Source organism: Paenibacillus sp. FSL F4-0236 (assembly GCF_038000135.1).
Lineage (GTDB): Bacteria > Bacillota > Bacilli > Paenibacillales > Paenibacillaceae > Paenibacillus_AQ.
Map to the genome: position 1 here is coordinate 241,736 of NZ_JBBOBK010000001.1, position 14,076 is coordinate 255,811.

14 protein-coding genes are annotated in these 14,076 nt (G+C 47.0%); 12 read left to right on the top strand and 2 right to left on the bottom strand.

Annotated features, from left to right (window positions below):
* Nucleotides 1-126 precede the first annotated feature (126 nt).
* Entirely contained in the window at nucleotides 127-888 is a 762-nt protein-coding gene (locus tag NSQ29_RS01045; RefSeq protein ID WP_076300408.1) for an AAA family ATPase, read from the bottom strand.
* Between the two features lie 514 nt (nucleotides 889-1,402).
* Between NSQ29_RS01045 and NSQ29_RS01050 the strand changes: the two genes are divergently transcribed.
* The 12 genes from NSQ29_RS01050 to NSQ29_RS01105 all read left to right on the top strand — a co-directional run bounded on the left by NSQ29_RS01050 (nucleotide 1,403) and on the right by NSQ29_RS01105 (nucleotide 12,750).
* Nucleotides 1,403-2,419 (top strand): CgeB family protein, encoded by a 1,017-nt coding sequence (locus tag NSQ29_RS01050; protein WP_081383023.1) that lies wholly within the window; start codon nucleotides 1,403-1,405, stop codon nucleotides 2,417-2,419.
* A gap of 51 nt (nucleotides 2,420-2,470) precedes the next feature.
* Complete coding sequence (locus NSQ29_RS01055; protein WP_340974987.1) at nucleotides 2,471-3,586, top strand: CgeB family protein; 1,116 nt, start codon at nucleotides 2,471-2,473, stop codon at nucleotides 3,584-3,586.
* Between the two features lie 445 nt (nucleotides 3,587-4,031).
* Entirely contained in the window at nucleotides 4,032-5,495 is a 1,464-nt protein-coding gene (locus NSQ29_RS01060; protein ID WP_341124115.1) for a glycosyltransferase family 4 protein, read from the top strand.
* The gene (locus tag NSQ29_RS01065) at nucleotides 5,473-5,772 is read left to right on the top strand and encodes a hypothetical protein (RefSeq protein WP_341124116.1); all 300 of its coding nucleotides are present in this window, start codon (nucleotides 5,473-5,475) and stop codon (nucleotides 5,770-5,772) included. The genes NSQ29_RS01060 and NSQ29_RS01065 overlap by 23 nt, the downstream gene beginning before the upstream one ends.
* Before the next feature lie 4 nt (nucleotides 5,773-5,776).
* Nucleotides 5,777-6,871: a non-hydrolyzing UDP-N-acetylglucosamine 2-epimerase gene (wecB, locus tag NSQ29_RS01070; protein WP_341124117.1), complete on the top strand. Its 1,095-nt coding sequence runs from the start codon at nucleotides 5,777-5,779 to the stop codon at nucleotides 6,869-6,871.
* Complete coding sequence (locus NSQ29_RS01075) at nucleotides 6,861-7,847, top strand: polysaccharide biosynthesis protein (protein ID WP_341124118.1); 987 nt, start codon at nucleotides 6,861-6,863, stop codon at nucleotides 7,845-7,847. Before wecB ends, NSQ29_RS01075 begins: the two co-directional genes overlap by 11 nt.
* A complete protein-coding gene (locus tag NSQ29_RS01080; protein ID WP_341124119.1) occupies nucleotides 7,844-8,683 on the top strand; it encodes a dTDP-4-dehydrorhamnose reductase family protein in 840 nt (279 codons plus the stop codon). The genes NSQ29_RS01075 and NSQ29_RS01080 overlap by 4 nt, the downstream gene beginning before the upstream one ends.
* Nucleotides 8,680-9,663: an NAD-dependent epimerase/dehydratase family protein gene (locus NSQ29_RS01085; RefSeq protein WP_341124120.1), complete on the top strand. Its 984-nt coding sequence runs from the start codon at nucleotides 8,680-8,682 to the stop codon at nucleotides 9,661-9,663. Before NSQ29_RS01080 ends, NSQ29_RS01085 begins: the two co-directional genes overlap by 4 nt.
* Nucleotides 9,660-10,376 (top strand): glycosyltransferase, encoded by a 717-nt coding sequence (locus NSQ29_RS01090; RefSeq protein WP_341124121.1) that lies wholly within the window; start codon nucleotides 9,660-9,662, stop codon nucleotides 10,374-10,376. The genes NSQ29_RS01085 and NSQ29_RS01090 overlap by 4 nt, the downstream gene beginning before the upstream one ends.
* Before the next feature lie 7 nt (nucleotides 10,377-10,383).
* The gene (locus NSQ29_RS01095) at nucleotides 10,384-10,959 is read left to right on the top strand and encodes a class I SAM-dependent methyltransferase (protein WP_341124122.1); all 576 of its coding nucleotides are present in this window, start codon (nucleotides 10,384-10,386) and stop codon (nucleotides 10,957-10,959) included.
* A gap of 31 nt (nucleotides 10,960-10,990) precedes the next feature.
* Nucleotides 10,991-11,713 (top strand): glycosyltransferase, encoded by a 723-nt coding sequence (locus tag NSQ29_RS01100; RefSeq protein ID WP_341124123.1) that lies wholly within the window; start codon nucleotides 10,991-10,993, stop codon nucleotides 11,711-11,713.
* Nucleotides 11,710-12,750, top strand: a complete 1,041-nt coding sequence (locus NSQ29_RS01105) for a glycosyltransferase family 4 protein (RefSeq protein ID WP_341124125.1) — start codon at nucleotides 11,710-11,712, stop codon at nucleotides 12,748-12,750. Before NSQ29_RS01100 ends, NSQ29_RS01105 begins: the two co-directional genes overlap by 4 nt.
* A gap of 65 nt (nucleotides 12,751-12,815) precedes the next feature.
* Here the strand turns inward: NSQ29_RS01105 and NSQ29_RS01110 are convergent, their stop codons facing one another.
* Entirely contained in the window at nucleotides 12,816-13,886 is a 1,071-nt protein-coding gene (locus NSQ29_RS01110; protein ID WP_341124127.1) for a glycosyltransferase family 4 protein, read from the bottom strand.
* Between the last annotated feature and the right edge of the window lie 190 nt (nucleotides 13,887-14,076).

Genomic DNA, 14,076 nt, shown 5'->3' on the forward strand with positions numbered 1-14,076 from the left:
CAAGTTTCCGATTATGGAGACTTGCTGTTTTTATTAAAATATAAGAATTTATATGTTCCATGTTGTAAATTATCCTTATACTTCTCGCTTAAACGCTTACCGTCCTTATAGGGACGTCGAAGGTGTTTATGCTTGTTCATCCTCTAATAGCTCACGCAGCATACCCTGGCGGTCATTCATAAATGCTTTGGTCACGGTGTAGTGCTCTGTTTCCTCCAAGGCGACAGACCTTATGCCCTCACCTTCTAGAAGAAAAATCTCAGCTCCCGGATAGGACATTAGAATGGGAGAATGGGTCGCGATAATAAACTGTGAATCCTGTTGCACTAGCTCATGCATACGCACCAGCAGAGACATTTGCCGTAGAGGAGATAGAGCGGCTTCAGGTTCATCGAGAATATAAAGACCACGCCCTCCAAAACGATGAACGAACGCTGCGAAAAAAGACTCTCCGTGAGACTGCTCGTGCAGGGATTTACCACCGTAGGAGTTCTTGATCGGTGGGCTGAAACCCGGTTGTTCATCTAATTCATCAATGTAAGAAGCCACATTATAATAGCTCTCCGCGCGTAGAAAAAAGCCGTCCTTTGGACGTCTAACCCCTCTAGCAATTCTAAAATACTCATAGAGACTCGAATGTGAGGAACGAGTGTTAAAAGAGAAGTTAAGTGTTCCACCTTCAGGGTTAAAGCCCCACGCAGCAGCAATTCCCTCTAGCAATGTAGATTTCCCTGTGCCATTCTCCCCGACAAGAAAGGTTACTGGCTTTTGAAAAATAAGCCGATCCAGTGTTCTTACGGCTGGCAGATGAAATGGATAGGCTTGGAATGATGGAACCTGATCACGAAGCAGTTCTGCATGGCGCAAGTACAACGTGGTGTTATTCATAGTGCCCCCCTTGTGAATGCCATAAATAATCATTTCCGCTCAGATATGACGAGATGTAAGTCTCAAGCTAGACCTTTATAGTGCGTGTTCTAAAAGTACGGTTTTCAGCACCGAGAAGATTGAAAGAAGGTAGAAACAGAGGAGCGGAGCGTAGTGGAAGCTACGTGAGCACCGGAAGTTTCGCCTGAATTCAATATTCGATGTCGAGTAAGCTTCTTGGGCTACTTCGTGATCAAAAGCGGACTTTTTGAACAACCTCTTATAGTATACCAGCATCCTGTGAGTGGATGAAATCATCTAAGGTTCGGGCAAGCCGGGCAAAAGACAGGGGACATCTGCCAATTTAGTTCTAGTAAAGACAGATGTCCATGAGGCGAGTGCTGACTCCGCATATAGTTATACTGTCTTGAGAATACGACGGGGCAGGGTGAAGGCCGTGAAAGCGAGAAAGAGAAAAAAACACAAGCATCCGCGAGAATATCGCGACGGTTATCACGAAGGATATCGTCTTGGCATGTGTGAGGCTGTGCAGCGTCTGAATACTCCAGGGGTCGAAGCTTGCCGACCATTTAAGTTAATGTATGTTCCTCAAGGATTTCAGGCGATCGACACTGGCGTAACGGAGGCGCTGCAGCAGCTTGTAAGTGAGCTTGTAATAAGTACTCCTGAAACGATGCTGGAAACCGCGGCACGGGAAATGCCTGGGGCAGTGCTAGTGATGAATGGGCTTCATGTATTCCCGGAAAATCATTTAGAACAGATTTCGGAGATAAGAAAGCTAGGCATCCCAACCGCCATTTGGTTTGTGGATGATCCTTATTTTACAGAGGACACTTCAGTCATTTGCAAGCATTATGATCACGTATTTACACATGAGCTGGGTTGTGTAGAGTTTTATCAATCCCTTGGGGTGTCATCGGTTCATTATTTGCCACTATGTGTCAATCCAAAGATGTTCTACCCACGGCGTACCGGCCCGCAATATCAGTATGACATTGTATTTATTGGTAATGCATTTCGTAATCGGACAGAGCTGTTTGACGAACTGGCACCTTATCTTAAGGGAAAAAAAGTGCTTATCGCTGGGGGGTTCTGGGAACGCCTCGCAACCTATGATCAACTTACACCTTTTATCAGCAATGGCTTTATCCCGCCTGAGGAGACAGCCAACTACTACAGTGGCGCAAAAATAGTCATTAATATTCACCGCCCGTGGGAAGAGGGTCAGGATAACCGGAATAGCTACCGCCTTCCTTCACGCTCCATTAATCCGCGCACCTATGAGATCAGCGCCTGCGGTACTATGCAGCTTACGGATGTTCGTGAGGATTTGGGAAATTATTATCGGCCTGGTTATGATCTGGATACTTTTGGCTCGGCTAAGGAACTGCAGCAGAAGATTGAGTACTATTTGAAGCATGAAAAAGAGCGGCGAATCTATGCTTTACGGGGATTACGGACTACCATGCGAAACCATACATTCACTGCGCGTTTGCCTCATTTGCTGAATGTAATTGCTTCACGTGTATGAAATCTATAACGGGATAAAGGAGCGAGGATTATGAACAATAATGAATTTATTATGCCTACCCCCCCATTACCTCTTACACCTCCGGAGGAAGAAAAGCTGCGTGGTCGTCTGAGTGGTTTTAAGGGGGGGTATGATGAGGGCTATTTACGGGGGCGCCTTGCGATCCTGAATGGTCGATCTGAAGAAGTATTTCCTGTGCGGAATATTCATGTCATGTATGTCGCTTCTGGCAAAGGCTACCCTTACTCTCCTTTAGATGATGCGGTTCTTTGCGCACTACAAAAATTAACAGCTCAAGTCACAATTACGGATGTGCGTCAAAATCTAGTAGAGCTGGCTGCAGCGCAAAGACCGGATCTGGTATTGGTGCTAGACGGTATGGATTTACCTCTTGAGCAGATCGATGCTCTACGCACTAGTGGCATTCGGACAGCTATTTGGCTTACTGATGATCCTTATTACACTGACTTTACGGTCAAGATTGTGGCTCACTACGATTTTGTATTCACACTTGAACGTAATTGTATTGATTTCTATCGGGGACTTGGTTGCCCTGAGGTCCATTATCTTCCTTTTGCTGCTCACCTGGAGCATTACCGTCCTACTACAACACGTTCGTCAGTGAATCGGGAAGTTAGCTTTATTGGCTCCGCCTATTGGAACCGGGTGAACTTCTTCCGTGAGATTCTTCCTGATTTAATGAACTATAACACAGTGATTAACGGAATCTGGTGGGATCGTCTGCCTGAGGCCCCGCTCTACGGTGACCGTATTGAAATTGGCAAATGGATGTCCCCACAAGAGACGTCAGTAGCTTACAGCGGCTCCAAAATCGTCATTAACCTCCACCGCTCGCACATTGATGAAGTGGTTAATAACAATACGCTTTCGATTCCTGCCGTTTCTCCTAATCCGCGTACCTTTGAAATTGCAGCAACGGGCACGTTGCAATTAGTAGATGCTAGAGATGATATGGGATCTTTCTACAAACCGGATGAAGAAATTGTGACCTTTGCGAGTCCTCAGGAAATGATGGATAAGATCCGTTATTACTTAACCCATGAGGAGGAACGCCGGGCAATCGCGCTGCGTGCTTTTGAACGGACGCTCAAGGATCACACTTACGCAAAACGTATTTACCAGATGCTACAAGTAATCTACGGCTAGGCTTGGGTCTGAACTGGATATGGAAATGTGCGCTTAGCAGGGGACAGGTGTCGTGCCGGCATCTGTTCTTCCTCGATATACTGTAGAACCGGACCTCAGCATACGCCTGCAACCTGATGAAAAGAAGCTGATGGAGCGGCTTGGATAGCTGAACGGAGGCAAAGGTGGGTTATGGGCTGAGAGGGCGAGGCTCGGGCTAAGCGAATGCTTCCGAAGCGAGTTTTACTACGGAGTAAGAGACTGAGCAACGCTTCGTAAAACAAAGCGGATGCTTCCGAAGCGAGTTTTACTACGGAGTAAGAAACTTGAGCAACGCTTCGTAAAACTAAGCGAATGCTTCCGAAGCGAGTTTTACTACGGAGTAAGAAACTTGAGCAACGCTTCGTAAAACTTTTAGGGAGGTGAATGGCTGCTCCAGGCCCTCGTTAGGGAGCGCCGAAACGCCATGGCTGATAAAGCTACAATCGTCCTCTTTTCACATGTATCTAATACACGCAGTATTACCGGAGCGGAGAAGCTGTTGTTGTTTTTCGCTCAGGAGCTTTCTCCGTACTTTAATTGTATTCTCGTTGCACCACAGGACGGCAAGCTGACTGCTCAGGCTCGAAGCTTCGGAATAAGTGTACAGTTGCTCTCGATTCCTCTTTTATATGGAATGTACACTCCTTATGCAGGGCTCGAGACAGATGCTCGTAAATTCCAGGAAAGCAGGGAGTACCACGAGTTAACAGACTGGCTGACCTCTCTGCGCCCGGCGTTTATTATTACAAGTACCTGTGTCCATGCTTTGCCAGCAATGGCTGCCAAGTCACTGGGCATTCCGGTGGTATGGAAAATATCAGAGACGATAACAGACAATGAATATACACCCATTAGTGTAGAACTGATTCATCGGAATAGTGATGAGATTCTGGCTATTTCACAAACGGCAGCAGCTTGCTTTCCAGAGGAAGTAAGAGCGGAGAAAGTGATTCAGCTTCCCCCTTCTTGGAATGACAAAGAGATGATGATTGAGGCTTGGAGCAAGCTTCGGGGCGAACGACGGCGAGAGCTAAAGATTAAACCGCAGGAGCAGCTGGTCGGTTATATTTCTTCCTTTATTAATAAGGAAAAAGGATTGGAACATTTTGTGAAAATGGCTGTGCTTGTGTACGCGGTCCATCCTAGTGCGAAATTTGTTGTCATAGGTTCAGCTGGTGACAAAAGCTACTATGATCGGTGTGTCCGCAAGGTAAAGCTCGAGGGTCTGTATACCCGATTTAAATTTGTTGGTTATGCTGAATGCCTTCCATCTGCTTATTGCGCTATGGATGTGCTGGTTGTTCCCAGCCTGATCCGCGAAGGCTTTGGAATGACCGCTTTGGAAGGAATGGCTTTTGGAAAGCCTGTGGTCGCTTACGACTCCGGGGGCTTGCGGGAAATCCTGCACTCAGCAGGCTGCGGCGAAAATCTCGTGCCCGCGTCGGACATTTCCGCGCTGGCCGAAAGAGTCAACGTTATGCTGGCGCAGCCGGGACTGGCGATAACCATAGGCGCCCAAGCGCGGGAGCGAGTCGACGCCGTTTATGGTCCGGCGGCTTATCGGAGCCGCCTGCAGGGTCTTGCGGAGATGTGGAGCCTCCGCTATTGCAGCGCACCGCCGGTGCGCGAGGCTGACAGCGTGGTGGAACCACCCGCTGTCCTGCCTGAATTGCCCGCTGCGTCGCCGGCTTTGCCGCGAAGCAAGGGCCTGCCGAGCCGCGTCGCCCGCAAGCGACGCGGCAAAGCCCGGGCGCGCCGGCGAAGCGGGCGCCCGTTGGTTTTACGCCGCGCTGCTCGCAAGCGGCGTAAGGGCTCTGCCCGGCGGCGGAGCACCGCCGGGGGCAAGCGCCGCCGAGCCCGCCGGGGTGGGCGGCGGCACGCAGGGTAAGTGCCTCGCTTGCCGCGAAGGTGGCAAGCTGAGCGAATGGCGAGGCATTTTACGCTCTAGATTGCCTCCAATTTGGCCAACTGAGCAAAAAGAGGGGTATAAATCCCGCAAATTGCCGCGATTCGAGCCGGACCCGCCAAATGAGCGGTATAAATCCCGCAGATTGTCCCAATCTGCTATTCTACCAATCCTGCTAAAAGCCCAAACCGCGCTTCTAGCAGTCTCAATCCACCAGACTGAGCCAAGTCAGACCATCATCAAACAGGCAGGGGAGTGAACTCATGAAGATCATGACGATTTTAGGCACGAGGCCTGAAATCATCCGCCTCAGTGTTATCATTCCGCTTCTCGACGAACATGCTGAGCAGCACATTCTGGTGCATACAGGCCAGAACTTCACCGCCAGTCTCAGCGGCATTTTCTTTGCTGAGCTAGGACTGCGGGCGCCAGATTATGTGCTGCAGGATAAGCAAGCAGGACTCGGCGGCCAGCTTGCCGCCATGTTCGGAGGGCTAGAGAGCATTTTACAGAAAGAACAGCCAGACCGTGTCTTGCTTCTGGGGGATACGAATAGCGCGTTATGCGCGATTTTGGCCGAACGAATGGGTATTCCAGTGGTGCATATGGAGGCAGGCAACCGCTGCTATGACCTAAAAGTGCCTGAAGAGAAAAACCGCCGTGTCATAGATGCCGTTTCGACCATTAATATGCCATATACACAGCAGAGCAAAAGACATCTAATCAGCGAAGGCTTCCCTAGCAGACGTATTGTGTTAACAGGAAATCCGATTCATGAGGTCATGACTCATTTTGAACCGAAAATTCAGGCTAGCAGCATTCTGGAGCAGCTGAATCTTACCTCAGGGCAGTATTTCCTTGTAACAGCACATCGTGCAGAGAATGTAGATGATCCAGAGTCCCTTGTACAAATTATGTCAGGTCTTAACGCAGTGGCTGAGCATTTTGGAATTCGTTTAATATGCAGCATTCATCCTCGCACTCGCTCCAAACTAACTGAGCAATTTTCTCTTCCAATGAACCCTCTCGTTGAATTTCATGAGCCCTTCGGATTTTTTGATTTTGTTTATTTGGAACAGCACGCCTTGTGTGCCATTACCGACAGTGGAACCGTACAGGAGGAATGCTGCTTGATGAAAGTGCCAACCGTTACGATTCGCAGAACAACGGAGCGTCCCGAAACGGTAGATTGCGGAAGTAACGTGGTGTCAGGTGTTAACCAGAAAAGTATTCTACGTAGCGTCAAGCTGATGACGGCGCTCCGTCGGGATTGGGAGGCTCCGGAAGGTTACTTAACTCCGGATGTTTCGGTAAAGGTAGTTAAATTTTTGCTTGGAGGGAACCTGCATGTTCAATAATAAACGGATTGTGGTCACAGGCGGCACCGGTTCCTGGGGGCATGAGCTGATTAGGCAACTTCTGCCGCAAAATCCTAAGGAAATCATCGTATTCTCCCGCAGTGAGTCCGCTCAGGTGGCGATGAGCCGGGAGTTCGAGGATCAACGTCTCAGCTTTATCATTGGTGATATCCGCGACAAGGATGCGCTGATCGCCGCCTGCCGTGGCGTTGATTATATTTTCCATTTGGCGGCGCTCAAACATGTTCCAGTCTGTGAAGATCAGCCCTATGAAGCGCTCAAAACCAATGTTGTAGGCACTCAGAATGTGATCGAAGCAGCCATTGTGAATAGCGTTGAGAAAGCCATTTACATCTCGACGGATAAGGCTGCGAACCCGTCGAACTTCTATGGAATGACCAAAGCGATTGGGGAAAAATTGTTCGTCTATGCCAATCTAATTGGTTCAAACACCCGTTTTGTAACCGTACGTGGAGGTAATGTGCTCGGAACGAACGGCAGCGTCGTACATTTGTTCATGAAGCAGATCAAGGACAAGGGACAGGTACGTATTACCGATATGAAAATGACCCGTTTCTTTTTCACACTACGCGATGCGATTACATTGTTATTTAAAGCTTCTGAGGTTAGCTTAGGTGGAGAAATCTTTGTCATGACGATGCCTACTTGCCGGATTATCGACCTGGCTGAGGTCTTAATCGAAGCCTCTGGAGAGCCCGATGTAAGTATTATCGAGACCGGAATTCGTCCGGGGGAGAAAATACACGAGATTCTAATGAGCGATTTCGAAAGCTTAACAACCGTTGTCTACGATGAACAATATCTAGTGATTCTCCCTACGCTGAACATGCCAGAGTTAAAGGCACATTATAGCGCTTATCCTCATGTCTCTTTTAATAGTTTCAGCTCCGAGACGAATCTAATGGATCAGGAAGAGATCAAAAGCATCTTGATTCGAGGAGGGTTCCTGCAATGAAGCTGCTTATCCTTGGTGGAAACGGTATGGCGGGGCATATGCTGGCGGATTATTTTCGCCGCCAGGGCAAGCATCACGTCTTCCATACAACCCGGGATAAGAGCGATCTTGGCGGGCTGTATGTAGATGCGAACGATATAGCCGGAGTAGAGAAGCTGGTCGATATCGTCTCTCCTCATTGCATCATTAATGCGATGGGGGTACTCAATCAATTCGCAGAACGTGACAAAATAGGGGCTTACCATGTGAATGGCTTTCTTCCTCATCACCTGTGGCGGAAGGCGGAAGCTGTTCATGCGAGACTTATTCACATCAGTACCGACTGCGTGTTTGAAGGAACACGCGGGGGGTACACAGAAGAAGATGCTCCTGATGGAACCTCTGCCTATGCGATTTCGAAAAGTCTTGGCGAGGTGCGGCAACCTGGTCATCTAACGATCCGGACTTCGATTATTGGTCCAGAAATCCGCCCAGATGGTATTGGTTTGATGGATTGGTTTCTGGCACAGCATGGTCAAGTGTCAGGATACCGCCGGGTGATGTGGAACGGAGTCACTACACTCCAATTAGCTAAGGCGATGGATACGCTGCTGGATTCTAAGGTATCGGGGCTGATCCATTTAGCGCATCCGAAGCCGGTAAGTAAGTATGAGCTCCTTCAGCATATTCAGGCTGCTTTTCATAAAGAGGATGTGGAGATCATCCCTGAGGATGAACATGTTCAAGATCGAACATTAGTGAATACAAGAACGGATGTTGATTTGCCGTTGCCTTCGTACCCATTGATGCTGCAAGAACTGGTTGACTGGATGAAACAGTCAGAGATGTCCCCATGAAAGGTCAAAAACTACTAATTACCGGGGCGGCCGGATTCACTGGTCGGCATGCTGTTCATTTGTTCTTGGCAGGAGGCGCTGAGGTTACCGCTGTGGTGCGTCCGTTATCGACAGCGGGTGCCCTGGCTTCCGCTTTGTTTCCAGAAGGAGTGAAGGTTTATTACTGTGATTTAAGCAATCGGAAGGCCGTAGCTGAGATGATCAAGGAAACTACACCGGAGGCTGTCCTTCATTTGGCAGGAAACAACTCGGTGCCCGAGTCTTGGCGTAACCCTTTGCTCTTTATGGAGACGAATGTGATGGCTACGTTATATTTGCTAGAAGCCATGCGAAGTCTACCTACCAGTCGAATTCTTGTAGTAGGCTCGCGACTTAAATTCAAACCGGGTGTGGTGGCAGGGCCACCACACCCATACAGTCTCAGCAAAACAATAGAAGAGCTGGTGTCTTTGGCTTGGGGGACGCTGTTTAAACAGCCCGTTCTGCTGGCTGAGCCCTGCAACCTAATCGGTCCTGGTCCTTCTACGGGTTTCTGCTCATTATTGGCACAGCATATTGTTCGTAGTGAAGTGCATGCAGTGGAAGAAATCCCTCCCTTTAAACTTTCTTCTCGCTATGCATTACGTGATTTTCTGGATGTGCGCGATGCTGTAAGAGCTTATGATTTTATATTGCGCGAGGGAACTAATGGAACCATTTATCGAATTGATTCAGGGACACAGCGGCAGCTTGGGGATATTGCGGAGCAGCTGATAAGCTGCTCCAGTGCCCCAATTCCGATGGACTGGGGACCAGAACAAGCTGCTCTCTCTATTCCGGTTAACGGAGTGGCGGAGGATAAACTAATAACTTCAGATGCCTCTGTAACACCTGAAGAAAATGTATCTTCATTAGGCTGGAAGCCGGGAATTGAGTTTAGCCAGTCCTTAACAGATATTTTGGACTATTGCCGCGTGAACTGGGAAGGACGGATGTTATGAGACCGAAAGTATCGGTAGTGATTCCTTTTTATAACTGCCCTTATATAGAGCATGCTTTGCAAAGTGTGCTTTCACAGTCTTGGGAACCTTACGAGATCATCGTCGTCGATGACGGCTCGACCGTTAACACAGATCTGATTAGACCGTATTTTCCGCGAATTCATTATTTAGGGAAAAGTAACGGAGGAACCGCCTCTGCACTAAATCACGGCATCTTGCATGCAAGCGGAGACTATGTGGTCTGGCTCAGCTCAGATGACTTATTCTATCGAGACAAAATCAATAATCAGGTGCTGTTCATGGAGCAGAACCATTTGTTGATCTCCTATACCAACTTCAATTTTATTAACGGTCAATCCCAGTTACTCCAAATGAATGCAGCACTATTATTTCCTAGTCATCTCGAATATTTACGATGCTTCTTACAAGGGAACCCTATCAATGGTTGTACGGTGATGTTCAAACGAGAGGTGTTTGGAGCGATTGGGCTTTTTGATGAATCACTTCCCTATACACATGACTATGATTTATGGTACCGTGCGATTCTGAACGGGTATGCACCCGTGATGCTGAATCAGTCACTCACCGCATACCGTAATCATGAAGGGATGGGGACGCTTAAGTATTACGATGTAATTATGGCAGAGGCAGCTGCAACCAACGCTCGTTACAAGGGTCCGCTCCAGCACTTGATCTCTTCGATGGGGGGGTGAGAAGGTTATGTACCGGGAAATTGAAGTGAATGACTTTCTACCAATCTTATTGGATCAGTTGAAATTTTGTGAAAGTATACTGGATATCGGCAGCGGCACCGGTACCCTGCTTGAACGGTATGAAGCTCAAGTAGTCCTTGGGCTAGAAATTCACAGACCTTACCTAATGCATCGTGAATATAAATCACCTCATATTATTCCAGTGCACGGGGATGCTTCTCATATGGATAAATTATTCCTTCCAAAGACGTTCTCAGCGGTCACTTTCATTGATTCCATAGAACACTTTGAAAGGAAGGAAGGACAGAGATTACTCCGGATGGCAGAAAGAATCGCCTATAATCGTGTAGTCGTGTTTACACCTCGGGGTTTTTTTCCGCAGGAGGGAATGGACCACTATCACTTGCAAGGAGAACATTATCAAAAGCACCGGAGCGGATGGGAGCCAGAGGATTTTATGGAGCTGGGGTATGCTGTAACTGTACTTAAAGGCTTTCATCATGCTCAAAATCCATCGTTTCTTGAGGCGTTTGGTGAAGGGCATGCCCCGGTAGATGCCTTATTGGCTTGCAAAACAGTATAAAGGCCGAGCTTCAGGTGAAGGAGGTGAGCGCATGAATAAAGAACCTAAAGTGTCGGTGATCATTCCTTTTTATAACTGTCCATATGTGGATCTCGCCATCCAAAGCGTCTTGGAACAAAGTTATTCGAACATAGAGATCATTTTAATTGATGATGGGGCAACCCTTTGGATGGAGAAGCTTGAACCCTTCAAGGATAAGATTATTTATATACGAAAAAGCAATGGAGGAACCGCCTCCGCGCTAAACAAAGGGATAGAAGTGGCTACTGGAACTTATTTTGCCTGGTTAAGTGCTGACGATTTATTTCATCCGAATAAAATAAATCACCAGATACAAATGCTCAAGAGCACAGATACTTTGTTTAATTATACAGCCTATTATTATGTAAACGAGCAGGGTGAGCGGATTTCCGAGACGATAAATATGATTTTTGACAGTAGGGCACATTTTATTGAGACGATGATGTTAGGCTGTCCGGTGAATGGAAGTACGGTTCTTCTCCATATGGATATCTTCCGCACAGTAGGGAGATTTAATGAGAAATTGTTGTACACACAAGATTATGATCTATGGCTGCGTATTTTGCCGTATTATACATGGTCTTATATAGAAGAACCGCTGCTTGATTACCGAGTTCATAATGAAATGGGCTCAGTGATTCACAAAGAGGAGCAGAAAAAGGAGATTGAGCAGGTACAAGCAAGACATCGCCGGGTTCTATCACGCTTGTTGCAAAAGGAGAGAGGGAAATGAAATTAATATTTCCTGTTCTAACTCTAACTAGGGGCGGGGCGCAGCGTATGCTCACGGAGCTGGCTAATCGTCTGACAGAGATGGGTCATGAAGTGACGATCCTCTTACCCAGCGATGGTGTCGTAGAATACGAGATGAAATGCAAACTGATCTATGCAAAAGAAGGGGAACTGGCAGCAAGCGATTTTCCTGCAGGAAATGTGATTATCTCCAACTTCTATACCACAGTCGAGGTATCACAGCGGGCAAGTGAAGAGGGGAAAGGTATTCATGTTCGATTAGCCCTTTGTTATGAGCCTACCTTTTTACCTGACAATAGCCGTTCTTTTTCATCGTATAATATTGCACCTAACCTACTCGTTCTATCACACTGGCAACAAGGAATTGTCCAGATGAACCATGGAATTAAAGGGAGAATCGTGCCGATCGGGGTAGGTCCTGTTTTTAAAAATATGAAAATCCGTGATCGTAATAAAAGGCTGGTAATTTCCGCGATTATGCGCAAACCAGAGGGAGGATTCTCAGCTCACCGTGAGCAGGATTATTTACTTCAGCAATTAAACAAGGTTAAAGCCCACCATCCAGAGGTTGAAATATATATAATTTCTCCTCCCGGAGAACAAGCGGAATCTACAACGCTACAAGCCCTAGTGAACGACGAACGTTACCAAATAAGAACTCCAGCGAATGATACAGAACTCTGTTTCCACTATAGTGAGAGCGACATTTTTGTAAGTTCTAGCACGTATGATACAGGTTCGTTACCAGGGATCGAGGCTATGCGTTGTGGTGCAGCGCTCGTTACGGTTTACGCCGGTGGGAATAAGGAATATTGCACACATGGCCATAACTGCTTAATGTCCTACCGATTTCAGAATCGGCTTGCAGATGACATTATAACCTTAATTAGAGACCCGTCTTTACGCCAACGATTGGCTCGTAAGGGGGAAGAGGTTTCACAGGGTTTCACTTGGGAAAAAAGTACACGAATATTTCAAAATATGCTATTTGAGATTGTATCAAGAAATCCCTCTTAGTATGTCCCAAAATTATAAAAGAACCTTCAAATCCACAAAAAAGTGGTTTGAAGGTTCTTTTGCAGTTAGAAGATGGCAAAGGAGTTCATCATTTCACGAAAAGACTGCGCATATTTTTCCGTACCGTAACGTGAAACCATATAATTTCTTCCTTGCTGGCGGAGTGCATTTCGCAGTGGCATATTGTTCATTAGCTCTAATCCTTCATTGACGGCCGTTTGGATGTTGCCAAGAGGATAAAATTTACCGGAAATATTATGCACAATAAAAGATCTAACGCCGTCGGAATCCGTGCTAAGCACGGGACAAGTGCAGCAAATGGCTTCCGCAACAGCATATCCAAATCCCTCTGTAACCGAGGTGGATAACAGAAACCCACCAGAATTGGCTATGGAGGAATAATAAATCGGCATCACATGATTTGGAATATTGGTAAAGGTGCTCAGACGGTCGTTCAGACCTAAGTCCTGCAATTCTTCTTGGAAGAGCTGCTTTTGATCCTCTGCGGCTAATTCAGGATCATGAAACATCCATAAATGAAGGTTTGGTTTGTGAAGGCGAATTTGATGGGCGATGTTCAAATATTCCCGCCAATTTTTGTTGCTTTCCAGACGTCCAACCCAAGCAATGACCGGATCAGCTGGAGGCTCAGCAGGGATGTGCTGAAAGGACTGAACATCAACAATATTGGGAATGACATACCGATGCAGCCATGGACAGATTTCAATAAACAGCTCCAGTAAATGATCCGTTGGTGGGATTAAGACAGCGTTACAGTAGGAGCGGAAATAAGGAATAGCGTCTTTGATTAGATCTTCCGCATGACTCCGTTTTCCAAGTCCTTGAGATTCGTATATCAAAATACCGCCATAACCGAGCTCACGCAGACGCTTAAGCAATAAATAATCGGATGTAACAACAATGGCATCATAGTTATGTGTCTCAAGTACTTCTTTAATCTCCTCATCTATAGAGGAAATGAAGACCGGAAAGTTAGCCTTATTCTGGCTTCCTGAACCAGGCATTAGATATAAAACATGACATTCGATCCCATTACGCTGGAGACTCTCGCACCGCAGCTTATTTAAAGTCTCCACCCCGCCACTCGGTATATAAAACGTGAATAAAACTTTCATGCACGTGCCTCCTGACTTTTGCGGAGCAATACCGACTCGTTGAAATACGGCTTACTGTTTATAAGATACGCCGATGTGCATTCGCAGGTGACGGTAAATAGACATAGTTCCAAATCCTTTCAGGATAGCTTGTTCTTCGGAAGGTCATGCTAACGACTGTTACGCTGCACACATACAACAATAGAGATGG